Annotated in this window: 25 protein-coding genes; 14 read left to right on the top strand and 11 right to left on the bottom strand. The window is 69.4% G+C overall.

Annotated features, from left to right (window positions below; translation table 11 throughout):
* Positions 1-61 precede the first annotated feature (61 nt).
* The 5 genes from H5399_RS06080 to H5399_RS06100 form a co-directional block, all read right to left on the bottom strand.
* Entirely contained in the window at positions 62-400 is a 339-nt protein-coding gene (locus H5399_RS06080) for a P-II family nitrogen regulator (RefSeq protein WP_182782138.1), read from the bottom strand.
* On the bottom strand, positions 397-1,728 hold the full coding sequence (locus H5399_RS06085; protein ID WP_182782139.1) for an ammonium transporter: 1,332 nt from the start codon (positions 1,726-1,728) through the stop codon (positions 397-399). Before H5399_RS06085 ends, H5399_RS06080 begins: the two co-directional genes overlap by 4 nt.
* A 275-nt stretch (positions 1,729-2,003) precedes the next feature.
* Positions 2,004-2,492 (bottom strand): histidine phosphatase family protein, encoded by a 489-nt coding sequence (locus H5399_RS06090; protein ID WP_182782140.1) that lies wholly within the window; start codon positions 2,490-2,492, stop codon positions 2,004-2,006.
* A gap of 44 nt (positions 2,493-2,536) precedes the next feature.
* On the bottom strand, positions 2,537-3,541 hold the full coding sequence (locus tag H5399_RS06095) for a TRM11 family methyltransferase (RefSeq protein WP_182782141.1): 1,005 nt from the start codon (positions 3,539-3,541) through the stop codon (positions 2,537-2,539).
* 82 nt (positions 3,542-3,623) lie between these two features.
* Entirely contained in the window at positions 3,624-4,160 is a 537-nt protein-coding gene (locus H5399_RS06100; RefSeq protein ID WP_370585717.1) for an inorganic diphosphatase, read from the bottom strand.
* Between the two features lie 108 nt (positions 4,161-4,268).
* On the opposite strand from H5399_RS06100, the gene dacB reads away from it, so the two are divergent.
* The 11 genes from dacB (at position 4,269) to H5399_RS06155 (ending at position 13,861) form a co-directional block, all read left to right on the top strand.
* Positions 4,269-5,699, top strand: coding sequence for a D-alanyl-D-alanine carboxypeptidase/D-alanyl-D-alanine-endopeptidase (gene dacB / locus H5399_RS06105; protein WP_182782142.1), 1,431 nt, complete (start codon positions 4,269-4,271; stop codon positions 5,697-5,699).
* On the top strand, positions 5,699-6,670 hold the full coding sequence (locus H5399_RS06110; protein WP_182782143.1) for a zinc-dependent metalloprotease: 972 nt from the start codon (positions 5,699-5,701) through the stop codon (positions 6,668-6,670). Before dacB ends, H5399_RS06110 begins: the two co-directional genes overlap by 1 nt.
* The gene (gene tilS, locus H5399_RS06115) at positions 6,663-7,628 is read left to right on the top strand and encodes a tRNA lysidine(34) synthetase TilS (RefSeq protein ID WP_182782144.1); all 966 of its coding nucleotides are present in this window, start codon (positions 6,663-6,665) and stop codon (positions 7,626-7,628) included. Before H5399_RS06110 ends, tilS begins: the two co-directional genes overlap by 8 nt.
* An 11-nt stretch (positions 7,629-7,639) precedes the next feature.
* Positions 7,640-8,191 (top strand): hypoxanthine phosphoribosyltransferase, encoded by a 552-nt coding sequence (gene hpt / locus H5399_RS06120; RefSeq protein WP_182782145.1) that lies wholly within the window; start codon positions 7,640-7,642, stop codon positions 8,189-8,191.
* Positions 8,192-8,313: 122 nt separating this feature from the next.
* Entirely contained in the window at positions 8,314-10,344 is a 2,031-nt protein-coding gene (ftsH, locus tag H5399_RS06125) for an ATP-dependent zinc metalloprotease FtsH (protein WP_182782481.1), read from the top strand.
* Between the two features lies 1 nt (position 10,345).
* The gene (gene folE / locus H5399_RS06130) at positions 10,346-10,912 is read left to right on the top strand and encodes a GTP cyclohydrolase I FolE (protein WP_182782146.1); all 567 of its coding nucleotides are present in this window, start codon (positions 10,346-10,348) and stop codon (positions 10,910-10,912) included.
* A 4-nt stretch (positions 10,913-10,916) separates the two neighbouring features.
* Positions 10,917-11,726 carry a dihydropteroate synthase gene (gene folP, locus H5399_RS06135; protein WP_182782147.1) on the top strand — a complete coding sequence of 270 codons (810 nt, stop codon included), beginning with the start codon at positions 10,917-10,919 and terminating at the stop codon, positions 11,724-11,726.
* Entirely contained in the window at positions 11,701-12,153 is a 453-nt protein-coding gene (gene folB, locus H5399_RS06140) for a dihydroneopterin aldolase (RefSeq protein ID WP_182782148.1), read from the top strand. The genes folP and folB overlap by 26 nt, the downstream gene beginning before the upstream one ends.
* The gene (gene folK / locus H5399_RS06145) at positions 12,146-12,709 is read left to right on the top strand and encodes a 2-amino-4-hydroxy-6-hydroxymethyldihydropteridine diphosphokinase (protein ID WP_182782149.1); all 564 of its coding nucleotides are present in this window, start codon (positions 12,146-12,148) and stop codon (positions 12,707-12,709) included. Before folB ends, folK begins: the two co-directional genes overlap by 8 nt.
* Positions 12,706-13,197 carry a DUF3180 domain-containing protein gene (locus tag H5399_RS06150; RefSeq protein WP_182782150.1) on the top strand — a complete coding sequence of 164 codons (492 nt, stop codon included), beginning with the start codon at positions 12,706-12,708 and terminating at the stop codon, positions 13,195-13,197. The genes folK and H5399_RS06150 overlap by 4 nt, the downstream gene beginning before the upstream one ends.
* Before the next feature lie 58 nt (positions 13,198-13,255).
* Positions 13,256-13,861: a hypothetical protein gene (locus H5399_RS06155; RefSeq protein WP_182782151.1), complete on the top strand. Its 606-nt coding sequence runs from the start codon at positions 13,256-13,258 to the stop codon at positions 13,859-13,861.
* An 11-nt stretch (positions 13,862-13,872) separates the two neighbouring features.
* On the opposite strand, the gene H5399_RS06160 is transcribed toward H5399_RS06155, so the two are convergent.
* Positions 13,873-14,973 (bottom strand): NADH-quinone oxidoreductase subunit D, encoded by a 1,101-nt coding sequence (locus H5399_RS06160; RefSeq protein ID WP_182782152.1) that lies wholly within the window; start codon positions 14,971-14,973, stop codon positions 13,873-13,875.
* An 88-nt stretch (positions 14,974-15,061) separates the two neighbouring features.
* Between H5399_RS06160 and H5399_RS06165 the strand changes: the two genes are divergently transcribed.
* A complete protein-coding gene (locus H5399_RS06165; protein ID WP_182782153.1) occupies positions 15,062-15,382 on the top strand; it encodes an Lsr2 family protein in 321 nt (106 codons plus the stop codon).
* A gap of 110 nt (positions 15,383-15,492) precedes the next feature.
* Positions 15,493-18,003, top strand: coding sequence for an ATP-dependent Clp protease ATP-binding subunit (locus tag H5399_RS06170; protein ID WP_182782154.1), 2,511 nt, complete (start codon positions 15,493-15,495; stop codon positions 18,001-18,003).
* 133 nt (positions 18,004-18,136) lie between these two features.
* Here the strand turns inward: H5399_RS06170 and H5399_RS06175 are convergent, their stop codons facing one another.
* Positions 18,137-18,478: a DUF202 domain-containing protein gene (locus tag H5399_RS06175; protein ID WP_182782155.1), complete on the bottom strand. Its 342-nt coding sequence runs from the start codon at positions 18,476-18,478 to the stop codon at positions 18,137-18,139.
* Entirely contained in the window at positions 18,475-18,837 is a 363-nt protein-coding gene (locus H5399_RS06180) for a DUF202 domain-containing protein (RefSeq protein ID WP_182782156.1), read from the bottom strand. The genes H5399_RS06175 and H5399_RS06180 overlap by 4 nt, the downstream gene beginning before the upstream one ends.
* A gap of 102 nt (positions 18,838-18,939) precedes the next feature.
* Between H5399_RS06180 and pgsA the strand changes: the two genes are divergently transcribed.
* Entirely contained in the window at positions 18,940-19,542 is a 603-nt protein-coding gene (gene pgsA, locus H5399_RS06185; RefSeq protein WP_182782157.1) for a phosphatidylinositol phosphate synthase, read from the top strand.
* Positions 19,543-19,556: 14 nt separating this feature from the next.
* Here the strand turns inward: pgsA and H5399_RS06190 are convergent, their stop codons facing one another.
* From H5399_RS06190 to H5399_RS06200, 3 genes are read right to left on the bottom strand one after another with little or no spacing between them, the layout of a single operon-like run.
* Entirely contained in the window at positions 19,557-20,528 is a 972-nt protein-coding gene (locus H5399_RS06190; protein WP_182782158.1) for an ABC transporter ATP-binding protein, read from the bottom strand.
* Positions 20,522-22,186 (bottom strand): iron ABC transporter permease, encoded by a 1,665-nt coding sequence (locus H5399_RS06195; protein WP_182782159.1) that lies wholly within the window; start codon positions 22,184-22,186, stop codon positions 20,522-20,524. The genes H5399_RS06190 and H5399_RS06195 overlap by 7 nt, the downstream gene beginning before the upstream one ends.
* Complete coding sequence (locus tag H5399_RS06200) at positions 22,165-23,211, bottom strand: thiamine ABC transporter substrate binding subunit (RefSeq protein WP_182782160.1); 1,047 nt, start codon at positions 23,209-23,211, stop codon at positions 22,165-22,167. Before H5399_RS06200 ends, H5399_RS06195 begins: the two co-directional genes overlap by 22 nt.
* Positions 23,212-23,226: the final 15 nt, after the last annotated feature.

Here is a 23,226-nt window from a genome sequence, read left to right on the forward strand (position 1 = left end):
CCCGGACACAGCGGGAGGGCGACGCGTGATGCGTCGCCCTCCCTCTGACAGTGCCGCTCGATCAGATGGCGGCCGACCCCTTCTCGCCGGTGCGGATCCGGACGATCTCGTCCACCGGGGTGGACCAGACCTTGCCATCGCCGACGGCTCCGGTGCGGGCGGCCTTGGAGATCACGTCGATGACCTCCTGCGCCTCGTCATCCTCCACGACGACCTCGATCTTGGCCTTCGTGATGAAGTCGATGGTGTACTCGGCTCCGCGGTAGAACTCCTTGTGGCCGCGCTGGCGGGCGTAGCCGGAGCATTCGGTGACGGTCATGCCGGCCACGCCGTGCTGCGCGAGGGCGATCTGAACCTGGGTCAACATGGTGGGCTGAACGATTGCCGTGACGAGCCTCATGCCTGCACGTCCTCTCGGGGGATGGGAACGATCAGCGTCTGCCGAACGCCGTAGGTGGAGTAGCCGACAGCGCTGAGGTCGTAGCCGGTTTCAGCGTGCTCGACGGTGTCGATGCCCTGGGTCTCGGCTGCCTCGGGCACCCGCAGGCCCATGGTCTTGTCCATCACCTTGGCGATGGCGAAGGTGACCACGAAGGAGTAGATCATGACAACCACCGCACCGAGCGCCTGGCGCCACAGCTGGTCGACCCCACCGCCGTACAGGAGGCCGGCCACACCGGCGGGGGAGTCCGGGTCGGCCAGGAAGCCGATGGCCAGAGTGCCGACCAGGCCACCCACGAGGTGGACGCCCACGACGTCGAGCGAGTCGTCGTAGCCGAACTTGCTCTTCAGGCCGATGGCGTAGGCGCAGGCCGCGCCGGCAAGCAGACCGATGACGAGGGCGCCCAGGGGGCTGACGGAGTGGGCGGCGGGGGTGACACCGACGAGGCCCGCCACGATGCCGGATGCGGCGCCGAGGCTGGTGGCGTGTCCGTCACGCAGGCGCTCCACCAGGAGCCAGGCGAGCATCGCCGCGGCGGCGCCTGCCAGGGTGTTGATCCAGGCCACACCGGCCATCGCGTTGGCGCCCAGCGCCGAGCCCGCGTTGAACCCGAACCAGCCGAACCACAGCAGGCCGGCGCCGAGCATGACGAGGGTCAGGTTGTGGGGGCGCATGGGGGTGCGTCCGAAGCCCATCCGCGGGCCGATCGCGATGGCCAGGGCCAGCGCCGCGGCGCCCGCGTTGATGTGGATGGCGGTACCGCCGGCGAAGTCGATGGCCTGGATGCTGTTCGCGATGAAGCCGCCCTTCTCAGCGGTTCCGCCGTCGAAGCTGAACACCCAGTGGGCTGCGGGGAAGTACACCAGCAGCGCCCACACGGCGGCGAAGACCGCCCAGGCGGAGAACTTCATGCGGTCCGCGACCGCGCCGGAGATGAGGGCCACCGCGATGATGGCGAAGGCCGCCTGGAAGCCGGCGAAGACCATGGCCGGCACCGTGAAGGTGGCGAGCTCGGGATCCATCATCCCTTGGAGGAAGAGGAACTCCAACGGGTTTCCGATGAAGCCGCCGATGGAATTGCCGAAGGCCATGGAGTAGCCGACGATCACCCAGAGGACGCCGACGATGCCCATCGTCGTGACCGACATCATGAGCATGTTGAGCACGCTCTTGGCGCGGACCATGCCGCCGTAGAAGAACGCGAGACCGGGGGTCATGAGGAGCACCATGGCGGCGCTCACCAGGACCCAAGCGGTGTCGCCTGCACTGATTTCGAGAACTGTCATGCCGCAAAGCTTGCAGGGCGCCTATTTCGGCGGGTTCGTCGCAGCGTAACGGTTGAGTTAGGGAAATCCCGGCCGACGTATCGATCGGGTGTCGGCGAGTTACCGTCGCGTTAAGGAAGCACTGATCAATGCTGTTCTCGGCGAGGACGTGCCGGGCGGGATGAGGTGGCGCCACTCCATCTGGTGCGTGTACTTGACGTCCATATCCAGATGGAGAGGGGTCAGATCGCCCGATCCGGTGCGCCGCAGCCAGGACATGATTGATCAGTGGTTCCTCAACCCCGTCGTCGCACGTTGTCCAGGTGCACTGCGGAGAAGTCACCTTCGGCCAGATCTGCCCACTCGCCGTCGAGGGTGAAGGTGCTGAAGGCCGAGGTGGGGAACCAGCACTGCGCCTGGTCCGCCTCAGCCCGGTTGCTGGCGAAGGCCAGCTCAGCGACGAGGCTGGGGATGGTGGGTGCGTGCCCCACGACGAGCAGACCGGTGACGTCGGGGTCCGTTTCGCCGATCCGCTGCAGCATCGTCTCGGTCCCCTGGTAGTACAGGGCGTCCTGGAACTCGGCGGGGACGTCCAGCCCCAGGGCCGCGAACGTCTCACGCGTGCGCTGTGAGGTCGACACGAGGGCGTACTGCAGGCCGAGCTCCCGCAGCTCCCGGCCCGCCTCCTGGGCGTCCTGAACCCCGCGCGGCATGAGGCGGCGGGCCTTGTCGCCGCCAGCATTGTTGGATTCCGTCTTCGCGTGGCGCATCAGCACGAGTCGCATGCGCCGAGCCTACGCCGCCGCGCAACGGCGGGCGCGCCCCTCCGTCAGGGTTTCACCGCGACAATCAGGTCGCGCTTGATGGACGAGTCGACGCGATGGCCGAACCGCTCCCAGGCGCCGCCGGTGCGCACCACGAGGCCGGCCTCTGACAGCATCGCAGCGAGGTCGTCGCGGGACAGACCGAAGGTGTTCCAGCTGAGCCCCAGCGCGCCGCCGTGCATCAGCTGCCCTGCCCAGACCGGGAGGGCCTCGCGGAGCAGGCCGGCGGGGGAGCGGTCCCGCTTGCCGGAGACGCCGCGGACGTCCGTCGTGGAGCCATGGGCGATGCCGTAGGGGGCGTCGGTGACGATGGCGTCGAACTTCTTCCTGCCGAAGAGGGTGGCGGACTCGCGGGTGTCGCCGACGAACGAGGTGACATGCAGCGTTGCCCCGGCGGTCCTGATCTCGGCGTCGAAGCGCCTGCTGACAGCCTTGCCATCGCGGCGCACGGGGGTGGTCTCAGTGGTGTGCTTGAGGCGCTTCCGGCGAAGGTAGGTGGTGTAGAAGGAGGCCATCTGCTCAAACGCCTTGGCATCACCTTCGACGCCGTAGGCGTCGTGGCCGAACAGCAGCGCCGTGGACAGCGTGGTGCCGCGCCCGGCGAGGGGATCAAGGATCTGGCGGGGCCCGGTGGGCTGGCGGGTGACCGCTGCAAGGGTGACCCCCAGCAGGAGGTGCGTGAACTGCTCGTTGGTCTTGCCCTGATACTTCGGGATGGTGACCAGGTCGTCGTCGAGGGCGAAGGTCCGGGGGAGCGCGATGGGCCGCAGCAGATCACCCGAGGACTCGAACAGGGCGAAGCACGCCGACTGCCTGGCGACGGTCTCCAGTTGGGCCTCGCCGAGGTCCGGGGCCTCGAAAGACAGGTAGCCGACCCCCGCCACCTCGGTGTCTGCGATGTCCTCAGCGAACGGGGCCGTCAGCTCGAGCTCGGCCGCCGTCAGCGGCCCGGACTCGCCGCCGTAGACACGATTGGCCGAGGGCATGCGCAACATGAGGTGACGAGGCATTGGCACATTCTCCCACGCCCACCAGGGGTCGCCGCCACCGCGCAGAAAAGCCCCGCCGTGGCGGGGCTTCTCGAGGTTCTGGTCAGGCCAGGTTCACGTGGTGATGCTCGTACGGAGTGCCCTTGGCGCGCTCGAACGACGCCGCGACCTCGGCCTCCGCGTCCTCGCGGTTGGTCCACGTGGCGCCCTCGACCGACTTGCCCGGCTCCAGGTCCTTGTAGACCGAGAAGAAGTGCTCGATCTCCAGCAGCATGTGCTCGGGGACGGAGGACAGGTCAGTGATGTGCTTGCTTCGGGTGTCCGCCGTGGCCACGCACAGGACCTTGTCGTCGCCGCCCATCTCGTCGGTCATGCGGAACATCGCCACGGCGTAGCACTCGATGAGACAACCCGGGAACGTAGGCTCCGCGCCGATCACCATGGCGTCCAGCGGATCCCCGTCCTGGCCGAGGGTGGCCTCGACGAAGCCGTAGTCGTAGGGGTACTGGGTGGAGGTGAAGAGGGTCCGGTCCAAGCGGATCCGGCCCGTGTTGTGGTCCATCTCGTACTTGTTCTTGGTGCCCTTGGGGATCTCCACAGTCACGTCAAACAGGATCCGGCGTCCAGGGTCCACCGGGATGAGGCCGACGGGTGCGTCTTCGCTCACTGGGGCACTCCTATAGTTGAAGGTGATGCCCGCAGGTCACTGGGGCAGCTACCCCTGCAGGATACAGGCTCGGAGGACACCTTGCGGACACGCACGAGGACGGTTCAGGCGGTGCTCGCCTGGCTTCTCGTCGGCCTGTTGCTGGCCGGGGGGTTCTCGGTCGCGGTGGTGCATCAGCCGTTGCTGACGGCCATCGGCGTACTGCGCAGTGGCGCCCCCAGCTCCGTCCCCCCCGCCCTGTTCTCCCCGTCGCCGACTCCCAGCCCGGAGGTGGACGCCGCGGGCACGGGGCTGGCCGACGCGGCCGACCTTCCACCGGTGGGGGTGCTGCCGGACCGCGCCACCCTCGACGCCCGCCTCGCGGGGCTGGATCGTTCACGACTCGTCGGGGTCGACGGGGGAGCCGTCCAGATCGCCTGGGAGGTGGTCGACGTGGCCACCGGCGAGGTGGTGGGCGCCGCCACCGAGACCACACCCCTGATCCCCGCGTCCAACACCAAGACGCTTACCACCCTGGCCGTGATGAACGCCTTCGCAGGCGACGAGCGCTTCGCCACCACCGTCGTCCAGCCTGCGCCGGGGCAGATCGTGCTCGTCGGAGGTGGGGATCCGATGCTGCTGAGCGAGCCGGCCGATCCGGGCAGCTACCCCCAGCCGCCCACCACGCAGCAGTTGGCAGCCGACACGGCCGCCGCGCTCAAGGCGGCAGGCCAGACCAGCGTCACCCTCGGCTTCGACGCCTCGCTCTTCGAGGACTCCGGCTGGAACGAAACCTGGCCGGCAGGCTACCGCGACCAGGTCACGCAGCTCTCGGCCCTCTGGGTCGACGAGGGGCGAACCGGCGGACCGCGCAGCCGAACCCCCGCCGTCGACGCCGCGACACTGTTCGCCGCGCAGCTCACAGCCGCCGGCGTCACCGTCACCGGCACGCCCACCCAGGCCACGGCCACCGGCACTGAGCTGGCAAGGGTGGAATCGCTTCCCGTCCACGTCCTCGTCGAGACCGCGATGAACCGCTCCAACAACTCCTTCACCGAGGTGCTCGGCTTCCAGCTCGCGCTCGCCACCGGCCACCCGTCCACCTTCGCCGGGTCGGTGGCGGCCATCGAGGAACAGCTCACCGCACTGGGGCTGTGGGACGACGGGTCCGTCCTGCGTGACGCCTCAGGGCTGTCGCGGAGCAACCTGGTCACGGCCCACATGCTGGCCGCGGCCCTCCGCGCGATGAGCACTGACGCCAGGCTGTCGGTGATCCTCGACGGGCTCCCGACGGCCGGCGTCACCGGCACCCTGGCTGACCGCTTCACCGACGAGGTCTCGCGCCCAGCGCGTGGGGTGGCCCGGGCGAAGACCGGCACCCTCTCCTTCGTCTCCACCCTCGCCGGCACCACACTGACCTCGGACGGCCGCCAGGTCACCTTCGCCTTTCTCATCAACGGCCCCCCGGACGGCTTTTCGGCCAAGCTGTGGGCGGACCAGGCGACGGGCGTCGTTGCGGCCTGCGGCTGCTGATGGAGCACGCCCCGATCGTGAACTGGGCCCTGGCGCAGCGCGCCGCGACGGTGACAGCGGGCACGCTGCCGCGGGTGACCCGTCCGGAGGCCGAGCAGCTGGTGGCCGATCTCCGGGTGACCGCCCACCGGGCAGGGCGGCTCGCCGCGCGCTATCTCGGGCTGGACAGCGCCGGCGCCGAGGTGGTCACGGTGGTGGACTGGGCCGGGTGGGCTCGGGCCGTCCGGTCGATGACCGACGGCGCCGTGGCAGAGCTCGGTCTGCCTGCGCGGCCCCCGCATCCGCTCAACGCCCTGAGGGGGCTGGGCAACGGGCTGGCCGCCGGGTTGGCGCTGGGCGCCGTGAGCCGCCGCATGCTGGGCCAGTACGACGCCTTCACGGGCACCCGGGCCCTCTATCTCGTCGCCCCCACCGTCGTGGCACATGAGCGGAGCCACTCGTTCGTACCCCGGGACTTCCGCCTGTGGATCGCCCTGCACGAACAGACCCACGCACTCCAGTTCCAGGCCGCGCCATGGCTGCGCGATCACCTGAGGTCGTTGATGGCACGGCTGGCCGCCGACGACGCGCACCTGCTCGAGGCCTTGGCCGGGTGGCGCTCGACAGGTGAGGCCGCAGCCCTGCTGACGTCGACGACGGGTCGCGCGGACCTGGCCGCCCTGACCGCGGCGATGACGTTCCTGGAGGGCCACGCCGATCACGTCTCGGACCGGGCGGGCCGGGGCCAGGTGAAGACGGTGGCGGCCCTGCGGCGGGCGTTCCACCGGCCGAAGAGCACCACCGTCCTCAGCCGCCTCGTCGGGTCGCTCAGCAAGAACGCCCAGTACCGCGACGGCCTGGCGTTCTGCACCGCGGTGTACCGGTCGCGGGGAAAGCAGGCGCTGGCCCGGGCGTTCGAGTCCGCGGAGGCGCTGCCCACCCCGTCCGAGATCGCAGATCCGGGCGCCTGGGTGCGCCGGGTCCATGGCTAGGCGCGAGCTCGGGCGGGCCGCGCTGCGGGTGGCCCACGCGGTCGCCGATGCCCTCCCTGACTCGCCGGTGATCGTCGGCTGCTCGGGTGGCGCGGACTCGACGGCGCTCGCGCTCGGAGCGCACTGGGCCGCACGCCGGGCGGGCACCTCCGTTCGTGTCATGGTGGTGGACCACGGCCTGCAGCCCGGCTCGAGTCAGGTCGCCGACGCGGTGGTGGGCCGATTGGCTGAGCGGGGCCTCGAGGCAACCGTCGAGCGCCTCCACCTCGGCCGCCCGCACACCGGTGGTGTGGAGGCGGCCGCCCGCGAGGCACGGCTGCAGGCGCTGGCGTCGCCCGGCCTGCCCGTCCTGCTGGGGCACACCCTCGACGACCAGGCCGAGACCGTGCTCCTGGGGCTCCTGCGCGGCTCGGGCACCCGGTCTCTGGCCGGCATGGCCGAGGAGCGTGGCCCGTTCCTGCGCCCGCTCCTGGGGCTCCGCAGGACCGACACCCAGCAGGCCTGCGCCCAGTGGGGTGTCGAGGTGTGGGAGGACCCCATGAACGACGACGCGCGGTTCGCCCGGGTCGCCGCCCGCGGGGTGCTCCGGGACCTGTCCGAGGCGTGGGGCCGCGACCTTGCTCCCGCGCTGGCGCGCACGGCCACCCTGGCCAGGGCGGACGCGGACCTCCTCGACGAGCTCGCCAGGGACGCCGTCGCGGATGCCGACGAGTTGGACGTCACGGATCTCGGCGGCCTGCCAGACGCGCTGCGGTGGCGCGCCATCCATCACTGGCTCGCGGCGTGGTCCCCCGAGGTGGGCATGGTGCACGTGCTGGCGGTGGCGGCACTCGTCGACCGGTGGCGCGGGCAGGGGCCGGTGGCCGTCCCGGGCGGCGCAGTGGCCAGGCGCTCCGGACGGCTTGCGTTCCAGCCGGGTGCTCCGACACCGGGTGCGGACTCCGCGCCGGGACGATAGGCTGACCAATCGTGGATGCCGCTGACGTTGCAGATGACCTGGAGAAGGTGCTTTTCACCTCCGAGCAGATCCAGGCCCGGGTGGCCGAGATCGCCGGACAGATCGACGCCGACTATCAGGGCCGCAACGTACTGCTCGTCGGCGTCCTCAACGGCGCCGTCATGGTGATGAGCGACCTGCAGCGCGCCATGCACAGCCACGTCGAGATGGACTGGATGGCCGTGTCATCCTACGGCTCCGGCACCCAGTCCAGCGGAGTGGTCCGCATCCTCAAGGATCTCAGCGTGGACCTGGAGGGCCGAGACGTCATCGTCGTGGAGGACATCATCGACACCGGCCTCACGCTGTCCTACCTGATGAGCAACCTCGCCTCCCGCAGCCCCTCGTCCCTGGAGATCATGGCCATGTTCCGCAAGCCGGACGCCGCCCAGATCACGGTGCCGGTCAAGTACGTCGGCTTCGAGATCCCCAATGAGTTCGTGGTCGGCTACGGACTGGACTACTCAGGCCGGTACCGCAACCTGCGCGATGTGGGAACGCTCGCCCCACGCGTCTACAGCTGACGCCCGATCGCCCCGACTGAACGCCCGAGGGGCCGGTTGAGGGCCGCTGGTAGTGTTTCGGTGCGCCACACTGTCGCCCTACTAGATCGGCTTTGACTGTGCAGAAGTTCTTCAAGAGCCCGATGGCCTGGATCGTGCTCAGTCTGCTCTTCCTCCTGCTCGGCATGCAGGTCCTCAGCAGCGTCACCGGGTATCAGACGGTGCCCACCTCCGAGACGCTCGCGCTGCTCGAGGGGGACCAGCAGCTGCAGGAGGTCGTGCTGGTCGACGGCGAGCAGATGATTCAGATCATCGACGAGACCGGCATCAAGACCCAGTCGGCGTGGGTGGGCAACCAGGTCGACGACGTGGTCCCTCTCCTGAAGGCGCGCGAGGAGGCCGGCACCCTGGAGCGGTGGACCGCCAGCAACCCGAGTCCTGGTCTGCTGTCGATGCTGCTGTACACCGGGTTGCCCTTCATCATCCTGCTGCTGGTGTTCTTCTGGATCATGCGTTCGGTCTCCGGTGGCGGTCAGGGAGGCCCGCTGTCGTTCGGGAAGTCGAAGGCCAAGCTGGTCAGCAAGGACACCCCCAAGACCACCTTCAAGGACGTGGCCGGCGCCACTGAGGCGGTGGAGGAGCTTGAGGAGATCAAGGAGTTCCTCGCCGAGCCCGCGAAGTTCCAGAAGCTGGGCGCCAAGATCCCCAAGGGTGTCCTGCTCTATGGTCCGCCCGGCACCGGTAAAACCCTGCTGGCGCGCGCTGTCGCGGGTGAGGCCAACGTCCCCTTCTTCTCCATCTCCGGCTCGGACTTCGTCGAGATGTTCGTCGGCGTGGGCGCCTCACGCGTGCGTGACCTGTTCAACCAGGCCAAGGAGAACGCCCCGGCCATCATCTTCATCGACGAGATCGACGCAGTGGGTCGGCATCGTGGCGCCGGCATGGGCGGCGGGCACGACGAGCGCGAACAGACCCTCAACCAGCTGCTGGTCGAGATGGACGGGTTCGACGTGCGCGGCGGCGTCATCCTCATCGCGGCCACCAACCGGCCTGACGTCCTGGACCCGGCGCTCCTGCGCCCCGGCCGGTTCGACCGTCAGATCGGCGTCGAGGCGCCGGACTTCGAGGGCCGCCACATGATCCTGCAGGTGCACGCCAAGGGCAAGCCGCTCGCCAGCGACGTGGACCTCGCCTCCATCGCCAGGCGCACGCCCGGCTTCTCGGGCGCAGACCTCGCCAACGTGCTCAACGAGGCGGCGCTGCTGTCGGCGCGCCAGAACATGGAGATGATCCGGCAGCCGCAGCTCGACGAGGCCATCGACCGCGTGATCGCGGGGCCGCAGAAGCGCACCCGTCTCATGAACGACAGGGAGCGCCTCATCACGGCCTACCACGAGGGCGGCCATGCTCTCGTCGCCGCAGCCCTGCCGGGCAACGACCCGGTGCAGAAGGTCACCATCCTGCCCCGTGGCCGTGCGCTGGGCTACACGATGGTGATGCCGGATTCGGACAAGTACTCGCAGACGCGGGGCGAGCTGCTGGACCAGATGGCCTACATGATGGGCGGCCGTGCCGCCGAGGAGCTCGTGTTCCACGACCCCACCACCGGCGCGTCCAACGACATCGAGAAGGCCACCAAGGTGGCACGTGCCATGGTCATGCAGTTCGGCATGAGCGAGCGCGTCGGCGCGGTGAAGCTCGGAGGAGGGGACTCGGAGCCCTTCATGGGCATGCGGGGCACCGACTCCAGCCAGGAGTTCTCCCAGGCCATGGCCGCGGTCGTCGACGACGAGGTGGCCAAGCTCATCCACACCGCTCACCAGGAGGCGTTCGACGTCCTCCACGAGAACCGCGACGTCCTCGACGAGTTGGTCCGTCAACTGTTCGCGCGCGAGACGCTCAACAAGGCCGACGTGGCGGAGGTCTTCAAGCCGCTGCGCCGCCGGGACAAGCGGCCGGCCTGGACAGGCTCGGACCTGCGGCAACCCTCCGACGTGCCCCCCGTCGACGTTCCGCCGGCGCCCGAGGCCCCACCCGACAGGCCACCGGTCCTCACCTCGCCGCCCTCACCGCCGGCGATCGGCCCGGACTTTCAGCCCGGGGGCTCGACGCCGCAGCCGCCCGAGACGGGGCCCTCGCCCTGGGGCCCGCCCACCCCGCCGGCAGGGCACTGATATGGCCGTGGATCATGGCCGCGCCGCGGCCGCGGTGCGAGAGCTGCTCATCGCAATCGGAGAAGACCCTGAACGTGACGGGCTGCTGGAGACCCCGGACCGGGTGGCGCGGGCCTGGGGGGAGCTGCTGGCCGGCCACGGCGTGGACGCCTCCGGCGTCCTGGGCAAGACCTTTGACATCGCCCACGACGAGATGGTGCTGGTCAAGGACATCGAACTGGTCAGCACCTGCGAGCACCACCTCCTGCCCTTCACCGGTGTGGCCCACGTGGGCTACATCCCCTCGGAGAACGGCCGCGTGACCGGGCTGTCGAAGCTCGCCCGGCTGGTGGACATCTACGCGCGGCGCCTGCAGGTGCAGGAGCGGCTCACCACCCAGATCGCGGACGCGCTGGTCGAGCACCTGGATGCCCGGGGGGTCATCGTCGTGGTGGAGGCCGAGCACACCTGCATGACCATGCGCGGGGTGCGTAAGCCCGGCAGCCGGACCGTGACCTCGGCCGTGCGCGGGCTTCTGCGTCATCCCGCCACGCGGGCGGAGGCGATGAGCCTCATCATCGGCAGGTGACCCGATGACGCTGGTGATGGGGATCGTCAACGTCACCCCTGATTCGTTCTCCGACGGCGGGCGCTACCTGGATCCCGAGCAGGCGGTCGTGCACGCGAGGCGGCTGCTTGCCGAGGGTGCCTCGCTGATCGACGTGGGCGGCGAGTCCACCAGGCCGGGCGCACAACGGGTGACCGAGGATGCGGAGCGGGCCAGAGTGGTGCCGGTGGTGCAGGCGCTGGCCGCCGACGGGATCCGGGTCTCAGTGGACACCATGCGCGCCAGCGTGGCCCTGGCCGCCATCTCGGCCGGAGCCGCCATCGTCAACGACGTCTCGGGCGGGCAGGCGGACCCGGACATGGTGGCCGTGGTGGCCGATTCCGGGGCCGACTTCGTCGTGATGCACTGGCGCGAGCATTCCGTCGGCATGCAGCAGCACGCCGTCTACGCCGATGTGGTCAGTGACGTGATCGCCGAGCTGCTCGTCCAGCGGGACGCCGCGCTCGCCGCGGGCATCCCTGCCGAGCGCATCATCCTCGATCCCGGGCTGGGGTTCTCGAAGTCCTGGGACCACAACTGGACGCTGCTGAGGCACCTCGACCGTTTCCAGGACCTGGGGCACAGGCTGCTCATCGGCGCCTCCCGCAAGGCCTTCCTCGGAGAGCTGCTGGGCGGAAGAGAGCCCCAGGGGAGGGACGGCGCCACCGCGGCTGTCTCGTTCTGGTCAGCCCTGCACGATGTGTGGGCGGTGCGCACCCACGACGTCCTCACGCAGAGCGACGCGGTCGCGGTGGCCCGCAGGCTCCGGCATGAGGCGCCGCTCAGGATCAGCTGAACGACGGGCCCGGGCCGTCGGCCGAGGGAGCCCGTGCGGTAGGGTCGGCACAACCGGAGGGAGCACGACAATCGACCGCATCACGCTCACAGGAGTGACCGCGATAGGCTTCCATGGGGTCTTTCCCCATGAGCGCCGCGAAGGTCAGCCCTTCGTCGTCGACGTCATTCTGGAGCTTCCCCTCGAGACGTCCTCGGATGAGTTGGACGACACCGTGAGCTACGCGGACGTCGCGACCATGGTGGAGTCGGTGATCACCGGGGAGCCACGCAATCTTATTGAGACGGTGGCTGGGGAGATTGCGACGAGGTGCCTGGAGCATGGCAGAGTGGTGGGCGTCACGGTCACCGTGCACAAGCCGCGTGCGCCCCTCAGCCAGCACTTTGCGGATGTTGCCGTCACGATCAGCAGGAGTAAAGATGTCTAACGGCCCTTTCGATATCGATGTCGACACGCTGGGTAACCTTCGCCCCATCGCGAAGGTGGTACTGAGCCTCGGATCCAACATGGGGGATTCGGCCGCCATCCTGCAGGAGGCCGTCGATTACCTCGCCGAGACCCCGGACCTCATCCTGGTCGATGTCTCGCCGGTCTATGAGACCAAGCCGCAGGGCGATGTTCAGGACCAGGACGATTTCCTCAACCTGGTCGTCGTGGCGGAATCCACCTTGGAGCCGCTCACCATCCTGGACCGGGCACAGGCCATCGAGGAGAACTTCGGCCGCACCCGCGAGCTTCGTCACGGCCCGCGGACGCTGGACATCGACATCATCATGGTGGGCAAGCGGATCTCGGAGGACAGCATCGAGTTGCCCCATCCCCGCGCGCACGAGCGAGCCTTCGTGCTGGTGCCGTGGCTGGACATCGACCCGAACGCGGAGATCGCGGGGCACGGGCCCATCGCGGACCTCGTCGAGGAACTTGACACGTCGACGGTGACCCGCCGCGACGATGTCGTGGTCACGGCCGTCACAGGATTTTGAGCCAGGGGCCGCGCCTCGGCCTGACCACCGCCCGTCAGGCCGTCATCTCGGTGCTTTCTGGCGCCGCCGTGTCCGGACTGCTGTTGCTCGCCTTCGAGGCCGCGGGCACGTTTCCTCCCGTCGTTCCGTGGTCAGTGCCCATCCTGACGGTGGTGCTGGCAGTGGGTGTCGCGGTCTACGCGCGACTTCTGCCGAAGCGCATCGAGGAGCACCGCGTGCAGTCGCAGGAGTCGGTTGCGGCTCTGGCCATCGGCAAGTCCATGATCATGACCGGCGCCCTCCTTGCCGGGGGGCACGTGGTCTATGTGGCGCGCTTCGTGCAGCTCTTCGACGCACCCCTTCCGTCGGCGCGCGTGATTCAGGGCGTCGCCACGATCGTGGCTGCCCTGCTGTTGGCCGCTGCGGGGGCGCTGCTGGAGCGTGCCTGTGTGGTGCAGGACAAGGATGACGACGACGATCCTTCGCCGGGGGTTGCCTCGCCGGCGTGATCCCGACACGCCCACCAGCCTGCCCGGAAGCGGACAGGCTGGGCAATACTGTGGCCGCATGTCTGGTCGACGCGCTTCTCGAAAGTCCACCGAGCGCACCCTTGCGCTCACGATCCTCGGCGTCGGTACCGCCGCCTCCCTGGCCTCCCTGGCGGGGGACCTGTGGGTCGTCCGTGCGGGTGTGCTGGTCGCCGTCGTGATGGCGTTCGCCGCGGTCTGGACCGCCTGGCGGGAGCTGAGTGCGGAGCGGGAGCGGCACGCTGTGGAGATGAAGCATGAGGTGGGCCTCCGCTCGCAGCAGGCGGCACGCTTCCACGAGGAGTCTGTGGCCATGATCGGCCGCTTCAACGCCCGGGCGGAGAACCTGCAACTCGTGATCGCCAAGCTGCGCAGCCAGCTGGGTGCCGCGAAGGCCGAGCTGAGCTCCATGCGCGGCAACGCCGTCTGGCTGAGGGCGGAGGTGGCTGAGCGCCAGGCCCGCATCGAGGCGTTGGAGTCGCGGATCGCGGAACTCGAGGCTGAGGACACGGCCAACATCGTCGACCTGCCCCGCCGGGTCTCACCCAGCATCTACGACGTGTGGGGCCAGGACGAGCACCCCACCATGGTGGACCTGGCCAAGCTCAACCTCGACGGCCTGCCGGAGCTGCGCCGCCACGCCTGAGGTTGACGCCTTCACTTGTCCGCATCGCCGACGGTGTAGCCCAGTGTGGCTACGACGTCGGCGATGCTGTCTGTTGGCACCCCTTCGAGTGCCCGCCCCAGCGCGGAGAGGTTGCTGAACGACGGGGTGCGCAGGGCAACCCGCCACGGCGTCTGACCACCTCGCGAGACCATCAGGCACGATGCGACTCCCCATGGCGCCTCAAGGTCCGTCGAATGCTCCCCCTCCGGCACCTTCAGCCTACGTGACAGCTTGATCCCCACGGTGCCGGGGGTCTGATCGGCCAGCGACCGCGCGCTCCGGATCATGGCGACGCCGGTGTCCAGCTCATCGATGAGCACCGCGAGACGCGCCTGGCCGTCGCCGGCGTGCCCTGTGGGCGCTGGGACGAAGAGGGTGCCGTAGGCAAGGTAGCCCGACCGGCGGCGGTCGAGATCCACTCCGGCGGCCCTCGCCACCGGCCCCGACAGCCCGTACCCGAGGCACGCGTTCCGGTCCAGGACCGCCAGGCCGGAGAACCGCGTGGTGCGCGACAGCGCGGCGGCGAGGTCGCCGGCCAGGCGGGCCACGTCGTCGAGCAGTGGCGTGAGGCCGGCCAGCCAGCCGGGCGGGGCGTCGGCGGCCAGCCCGCCCACTCTGCAGAGCATCGGATGGACGCGGTTTCCGGTCCAGCTGAGCATGTGGTCACGCAATGCGTCCACCACCGTCCACAGTCGTGAGCCGAGTTCCCCGTCGGCGAGATAGCTGAGGAAGGACAGGTGACTGTGCAGGCGGGCGCATTCAGCCAGCAGCGTGCGGAGGATGGTGGCGCGCGCCGGGGGAGTCAACCGCATGGAATTCTCGATGGTGAGCACCAGGCTCAATTCGCCGCTGAAGGCCGCCAGCCAATCGTGCCGGTCCGCGAGCATGATCATGGCGCGATAATCGCGGACCTCAAATAGTTTCTCGGCAGCCCGATGCCCGAATCCTGAGGTCACGTCAGCATGTACAATGACGCCGGCCTCGATATCTGCGGCCAGGGTGATCAGTCCCACGGAGGTGGGATGCCTCAGCCCCAACGATAGGGGAGTGTGCCCGGCCAGGGAAAGTCCGCCAATGGTGAATGAGTTCATCGGCGGCATTCTATTCCCTCCTTCCGTCACGGGCCCTGAGGCGGTAATCTCTTTGAGGACTCTTCACCCCCCCGAAATAGGAGTAATCATGGCAAAGCAGGTTCACGTCATCCTCGTTGACGACATCGACGGGTCGAGCGACGCCCGCACGGTCGAGTTCTCTCTGGGGAGGGACGCTTACACGATCGATCTCTCCGAGAAGAATGCCAGCAAGTTGGAGGCGGCGCTCGCCCCCTACATCGAGAAGGCGACCAGGACGGGTCGCAAGGCCGCCCGGAAGCAGGCCGCGCGGCCCGGAAGCCGCGACACCAACGCCATCCGGGAATGGGCGCGGGCCAACGACGTCCAGGTCTCGGACCGCGGCCGCATCCCGGCTCAGGTGCTCGCGGCCTACGAAGCGGCGCACTGACCGTCCACGTTCGCGGCCGGTGAACCGTGGAGCATTGGTTCCCTCGGGTACGTCAGTAAGCTAGAGGTGGTTGCTCGGCGCACGTCGCCGGGCCGCAGGAGGGAAATCACATGTTCGAACGGTTCACGGACCGCGCCCGGCGCGTCATCGTCCTGGCGCAGGACGAGGCGAAGCTGCTCAACCACAACTTCATTGGCACCGAGCACATCCTGCTCGGCCTCATCCACGAGGGTGAGGGCGTGGCCGCGAAGGCGCTCGAATCGCTCGGGATCGCATTGGAAGCGGTGCGCGAGCAGGTCGAGGAGATCATCGGCCAGGGGCAGCAGGTTCCGACGGGGCACATCCCCTTCACGCCGCGCGCCAAGAAGGTGCTGGAGCTCTCGCTGCGCGAGGCGCTCCAGATGAACCACAACTACATCGGCACCGAGCACATCCTGCTCGGCCTCATCCGCGAGGGCGAGGGTGTCGCGGCTCAGGTGCTGATCAAGTTGGGCGCGGATCTCAACCGCGTCCGCAATACCGTGCTTCAGCTCATCACCGGCTATCAGGGCCGCGAGGCTTCGATGTCTGGCGCCCCGGAGACCGGCCCCGAGAAGGGCACCTCGCAGGTTCTGGACCAGTTCGGCCGCAACCTCACGCAGGCCGCGCGCGAGAACCAGCTGGATCCGGTCATCGGCCGCGCGCACGAGATCGAGCGCGTCATGACGGTGCTCAGCCGTCGCACCAAGAACAACCCGGTGCTGATCGGTGAGCCCGGCGTCGGAAAGACAGCCGTGGTGGAGGGCCTCGCCCAGGCCATCGTCCGGGGCGACGTGCCCGAGACGCTCCGCGACAAGCAGATCTACACCCTGGACCTGGGCGCCCTCGTTGCGGGCTCCCGGTACCGCGGCGACTTCGAGGAACGCCTGAAGAAGGTGCTCAAGGAGATCAAGACCCGCGGTGACATCATGCTGTTCATCGACGAGATCCACACCCTCGTCGGGGCCGGCGCCGCCGAGGGCGCCATCGATGCCGCGAGCATCCTCAAGCCCATGCTGGCCCGAGGCGAGCTGCAGACCATCGGTGCCACCACCCTGGACGAGTACCGCAAGCACATCGAGAAGGACGCCGCGCTGGAGCGTCGCTTCCAGCCCATCCAGGTGGCCGAACCGTCAGTCGCGCTCACGGTGGACATCCTCAAGGGCCTCCGGGACCGGTACGAGGCCCACCACCGCATCACCATCACGGACGAGGCGCTCGTCGCGGCGGCCACCATGGCGGACCGCTACATCCAGGACCGCTTCCTGCCGGACAAGGCCATCGACCTGATCGACGAGGCAGGCGCACGCCTGCGGATCCAGCGCATGACCGCGCCGCCGGACCTGCGCGAGTTCGACGACATGATCGCCGCCAACAAGCTCGAGAAGGATGCGGCCATCGACGCGCAGGACTTCGAGCGGGCCGCGCGCCTCCGCGACGAGGAGCAGAAGCTCCGAGCCCAGAGGGCAGAGAAGGAGGAGGCCTGGAAGCAGGGCGATTCCGACATTCCTGCCGTTGTGGGCGAGGAGGAGATCGCCATCGTGTTGTCCGGCTCCACCGGCATCCCCGTCTTCAAGCTCACGGAGGAGGAGTCCCAGCGGCTGCTCCGCATGGAGGAGGAACTGGGGAAGCGGTACATCGGTCAGCACGATGCGGTCAAGGCGCTCTCCCGCTCCATCCGCCGCACCCGCGCCGGGTTGAAGGATCCCAAGCGTCCAAGCGGCTCGTTCATCTTCGCCGGCCCTTCCGGGGTCGGAAAGACCGAGCTGACCAAGGCGCTCACCGAGTTTCTGTTCGGCGACGAGAATGCCCTGATCACCCTGGACATGAGCGAATACTCGGAGAAGCACACCGCGTCGCGGATGTTCGGCTCCCCCCCGGGATACATCGGCTACGAAGAGGGCGGTCAGCTCACGGAGAAGGTGCGGCGCAAGCCGTTCTCGGTGGTCCTGTTCGACGAAATCGAAAAGGCTCACCCGGACATCTTCAACTCGCTGTTGCAGATTCTGGATGAAGGCCGGCTGACGGACGCCCAGGGTCGAGTGGTGGACTTCAAGAACACCGTCATCGTGATGACCACCAACCTGGGTTCGCGTGACATCTCGAAGAGCGTCAATCTCGGATTCACCCGTTCGGGGGATGCCGAGTCGAGCTACGAGAAGATGAAGGCGAAGGTCTCGGACGAGTTGAAGCAGCATTTCCGTCCGGAGTTCCTCAACCGCGTGGACGAGATCGTGGTGTTCCACCAACTCTCGCAGGCCGACATCGAACGGATTGTTGACCTCATGGTTGCGCAGATCGAGTCCAGGCTGAAGGACAAGGACATGGGCATCGAGCTCACGCCCGCGGCCAAGACACTGATCGCCAAGCGCGGATTCGATCCGGTGTTGGGTGCGCGCCCGCTGCGTCGGGCGCTTCAGCGTGACATCGAGGATCTCCTCGCCGAGAAGATTCTCTTCGGTGAGCTGCAGGCGGGCCAGATCGTCCAGGTCGACGTCACTGAGGAGGGCGCGGAGCTGCCGTTCAAGTTCACCGGCGTGGCGAAGGCGGATCTGCCTGAGCTGGCTGTGGCACCGGGGACCGACGGCGCGGCCACGGCCTGACGCCACCCACGACGAACGGGGCCGACCAACGGGTCGGCCCCGTTCGCTTCCTCCCGACCTCGGGCTGGGCGCCCCACCGCAGAGTTGCCTCACGCCGCACGCGCCTGCTGACAATGGCGGACCTGGTCGTCACTCACAGACGCGGAGCGTCGCTGACAAGGGACAGGATGAGGGCGACGGTTCCCGCCGCCGCGACCGACACTGCGACGACGGCGGGCAGAAGGCCGTCGGCGAGTTGCCGGCCACCGCCGACCAGCGTCCGGTGGGTGTAGGAGTACCTCCGCCTGGACCAGACACCGATGAGGGCAGCCAGAGCCAACCCAGCGGCGGCGAACGCCCACGACCACAGCCCCAGGGCAGTGGCCTCGATGCGGGCGAAGACCAGGGCTCCTGCGCCGATGGAGAGTGCCGTGCGCTGCCAACTCAGGATCGTGCGCTCGGCTGCCAGACCGGGGTCTGAGGGCCGTTCGTTCATCGCACCAGGAAGCCGACGAACACGAGCATTCCGCTGACCGTCACGGCCACCGCGACAGGCAGGGCGAACAGCGACGACGGCAGGGGGGTGCCGCTGCGCAGCGCCCGCTCGTAGCGCGCCCATCCCCACCAGGCGAAGGGGGCGGCGGCGATGCCGGTGACCATCAGCAGCACCGATGCGGCGATCCGGAACGACTCCTGAATTCCCAGCCCCAGCACCTCGAGGGCGATGCCGCCGGCCAGCAGGGCCAGCGAGGTCCGGATCCACGCGAGGTAGGTGCGCTCGTTGGCGAGCGTGAACCGGGGGTCCGGCTCGTCGCCGGCCGCGTAGACGGATCGGGGGAATCGTTCTCGGGCCACGGGACCACCGTAGCGCCGTCGACCACGCCGGCATCAGTCGGCGCGGGGCCGCTCAGTGGGTGCCGCGGGTTCGGGTGGTGCGGACCTCACTAGTCTGGTGGGGTGCTGTCCTTCCTCCGCGGTGCCTACGGGCGCGCCCTGACCCCACTGGCCCGGCTGCTCCTCAGGCTCGGCGTCTCGCCGACGGCGGTCACCGTCGGCGGCACCGTAGGGGTCTGCGCGGCCGCGCTCTGGTTCCTCCCCAAGGGCGACCTGGTGCTCGGGGTGATCGTCGTCGGAGTGCTGCTGCTCGCCGATGGCCTCGATGGAACCATGGCTCGCCAGGGAGGCAGGGTCACCCGCTTCGGGGCGTTCCTGGACTCCACGGCGGACCGCGTGGCAGACGGCGCGGTCTTCGCCGGGCTCGTGATCTGGGCGGCGGCCAACGCCGAGCCGACTATCCTCTGGCTGGCGTTGGCCTGCCTCGTCTTCGGCTTCGCGGTGTCCTACTCCCGGGCCCGTGGAGAGGCGGAGGGCTGGGAGATGGCGGTGGGCATCTTCGAGCGCAGCGACAGGCTCGTGGTGGCGGGCGCCGCGACCCTGGCAGTCGGGCTCGGCGCGCCGTCGTGGGTGTTGGCGGCGGGGCTCGCGGCCGTGGCGGCGGGCAGCGCCGTCACGGTGGGGCAGCGCGTCCGGGCGGCGTGGGTGGCCTCGGCCGGCAGCTGAGGCCGTGGCGGCGGTCAGGCCGGGGTGACGGCGCCGCCGATGAGGCGAACCCGCACCGTCGGCTCGTGAATGCGCTCGGGCGAGGACACGGTGGCCCGCTGACCGTCGGGGAGCCGCACCCCGATCTCGACGTCGTCGACGGTGTACCCCTGATCCACGACCTCCACGTCCACGCCCGAGTCGTCCAGCGCCAACGAGCTCGGCCCCACGCCGAGCACGAAACCCACCGGCAGCGAGCCGTGCCATCCCAACTCCCGCGCCTGGTGCTCGGTCACGAACGCGCGGTAGCCCAGGAACGCCGCCACCTGTTTGGAGGAGGGCGCGCTGCGCAGCGCCTCGGGGTCGGCCATCTGCAGGAGCCTGCCCTCGTGCAGCACCGCCACCGAATCGGCGATGGTGTAGGCCTCCTGATGGTCGTGGGTCACGTAGACCGCGGTGGTGTGGGTTTCGCGCAGAATCCTGGCCAGATCGTCGGCCAGGCGACGGCGCAGCCCGGTATCCAGCGCAGAGAGCGGCTCGTCAAGTAGTAAGGCGCGCGGCGACGGCGCCAAGGAGCGGGCCAGCGCCACCCGCTGGGCCTGGCCCCCGGACAGCTCGGTGGGGCGGCGCTGCTCGTAACCGGGCAACCCCACCAGCTCCAGCATCTCCGCCACCCTCGCGCGCTGTTCCTCGCGTGCCAGCCGCCCCAGCCCGTAGGCGATGTTCCTACCCACCGTCATGGTGGGGAACAGCTGCGCGTCCTGGAAGACGAGCCCGAAGTTGCGCTGGTGCACCTTGGTGCCGGCGAGATCCTGCCCCTCCCAGGACACCGAACCGGCCACGAGCGGCTCGAGCCCCGCGATGGCGCGCAGGAGGGTCGACTTCCCGGACCCCGACGGCCCCAGGAGGCCGACCACGCTTCCCCGCGGCACGGCCACGGATACGCCGTCGACCGCGACCGTGTCGCCGTAGCGCACGACGGCGTCTCGAACCTCGAGTGCTACCACGTGGCTACCTCCTTCGGCCGCACGCGTTCCGCGAGCGCCATGGTGATTCCCGCCAATACTGCCAGCAGCACCGAGGCGGCCAGGGCGAGCCCGTAGTTCTCGACGCCTGGGCGGCCGAAGGCCCTGAAGATCAGCACGGGCAGGGTGGGGTTGTCGGGACGCGCCAGGAAGGAGGTGGCCCCGAACTCGCCCAGCGACGTGGCGAACGCGAACCCGGTGGCCAGCCCGAGCCCGCGCGCCAGGTGGGGCAGCTCGATCCGTCGCAGCACCTGGAGCGGCGTGGAGCCGAGTGTCGCGGCGGCCTCCAGCTGCCGGGGATCGATGGCGCGCAGGGTCGGCAGCAGCGTCCGCACCACCAGCGGGAGGGCCACCACAGCCTGGGCGATGGGGATCAGCACGATGCTCGAACGCAGGTCCAGCGGCGGCCGGTTCAGCGTGATCAGGTAGCCGAAGCCGACTGTGACCGCCGAGACCCCCAAGGGCAGCAGGAACAGCCCCTCCAGGGCGGCCAGGGCGTGCCGACCGCGTCGGCGGCGCGGGCGCCTGGATGCCACCAACGCCACGAGCATGCCGAGCGTCAGGGCGATGGCCGTGGCGGTGAGCGCGGTCATGACGGTGGTGCGCAGCGCACCCCACACCCCGGCCCCGGGCCCGCCGACGTCGCCCAGGAGTGCGAAGTTGCCGAGGCTGAGCTGCCCGCCGACATGCAGGGAGCGCCACAGCAGGTTGGCCAGCGGGAGGCCCAGCAGCACGACGGCGACGGCCAGCGTGAGGCCGGCCGCCGGCCAGTCTGTGCGCAGCGCGAGCGGGCGGGCGGTCACCACGTCGGGCTGCAGGCGTAGCGCGCGCGTCATGCGGGCCTGGGCACGGGCGCTGAGCCAGAGTGTCGCGGTGACGATCACGAGCTGCGCCACGGACAGGGCCGCCGCCGCCGGCAGGTCCAGCAGTTGAGTGGTGAGGAACCAGATCTCCGTTTCGATCGTGCGGAACCGGGTCTCGCCCAGCACCATCACGATCCCGTAGGAGGAGGCGCTGAACAGGAACACCAGCGAGGCCGACGACAGCAGCGCGGGCGCCAGGGTGGGGAGGGTCACCGTCACCAGCACCCGCGCCGGGGACGCGCCGAGGGTGGCAGCGGCCTGCGTGAGCCGGGGGTCGACGCGGGCCCAGAAGGTGCCGACGGTGCGCACCACCACCGAGTAGTTGAAGAAGACCATCGCGGCGAGGATCGCGGAGGCGGTCCCGCCGAGGCCCAGCCAGCCGAGCAGCCCGTCGGGGCGCAACAGCGACCCGAACGCCACGCCCACCACCACCGTCGGCAACACGAAGGGGATGGTCACCAGCGCGCGGAGCGTGTCTCGGCCGCGGAAGCGGCGACGGTACAGCAGCTGCGCGCCGGGAAGACCGAGCGCGAGGCAGAGCACCGTCGACAGGGACGCCGAGCCGAGCGTGAAGCCCACTGCCCCCCACGTGCGGGGGGAGCCGAAGACCGACGCGAAGCCCTCAAGCGTCCAGGCCGAGCCGTCGTGGAGGCCGCGGGCGACGAGGCTGGCGGCCGGCCACGCGAAGAAGACGGCCAGGAAGGCGGCCGGCACCCCCGCCGCGACCGTCCAGCCCGCCCACCAGAGCCCGCGGCTCAACTGGTGGCGTCGGTCCACGCCCTGATCCACTCGTCGCGGTTGGCACCGATCTCGGACTGCGGGACGTCGATGGGCTCGTCGGGGAGCACCGCGAACTTCTCCCACTGCTCGGGGAGGGGAGTGTCGGGGACGACGGGGAACATGTAGAGGTTCTCGGGGATCGCGGCCTGCACCTCGGGGGTGAGCAGGAAGTCGATGAACTTCCCGGCCCCCACCGCGTTCTCAGCCCCGGCGATCACGCCCGCGTACTCGACCTGCCGGAAGCAGGTCTCCAGGAGCGCGACGGTGGTGGACTCGTCCCCCGCGACAGTGAAGGCCGGTGAGGTGGCGTAGGACAGCACGAGGGGCCGTGGCCCCTTGCCGTCGGCGCCGGAGAAGTCCGTGTAGTAGGCCTCCGTCCAACCCGAGGCCACCTTGGCGCCGTTGTCCATCAGCGCCCGCCAGTAATCCAGGTAGCCGTCGCCCTTGGCGCCGACCGTGGCGATGAGGAAGGCCAGGCCCGGCGACGACGAGGCCGGGTTCGTGACCGTCAGCAGGTCCTTGTAGGCGGGCTCGGCCAGGTCGTCGAGGGTCACCGGTAGGAGGAGGTCGTTGGCCTCGAACCAGACGGTGTCCGCGTTGATGCAGACGTCGCCGTAGTCGAAGGGGGTGAGGTCCGTGGCGAGGAACTCCTCGGGCAGCGACGCGGATGCCGGGGAGGTGTAGGGGGCGAGGACCCCCGCCTCGGAGGCCCGCGACGCGAACGTGTTGTCCACGCCCACCACCACGTCCCCGAGCGGGGAGTCCTTGGTGAGGATCAGCTGGTTGACCAGGGCGCCAGCGTCGCCCGGGGTGGTGTAGGTGACCTCGTAGCCGGTCTCCTCGGCGAAGCGGGCCTTCAGCTCGTCGGGCAGGGTGAAGGCGTCGTGGGTGAACACGGTCAGTGAGCTGGTCTCGGTGGTGGTGGCCGTCGGCGCTCCGGTGGTGGCGGGCTCGCCGCCTGCGCAGGCGCTGAGCGCCAGGACGGCTGCCCCGGCTGCGAGGGCGCGGCTGGTGCTGATCATGGTGGTTGTCTCCTT

Origin of the sequence: Tessaracoccus sp. MC1627 (genome assembly GCF_014164725.1) — a bacterium.
Taxonomy (GTDB): domain Bacteria; phylum Actinomycetota; class Actinomycetes; order Propionibacteriales; family Propionibacteriaceae; genus Arachnia.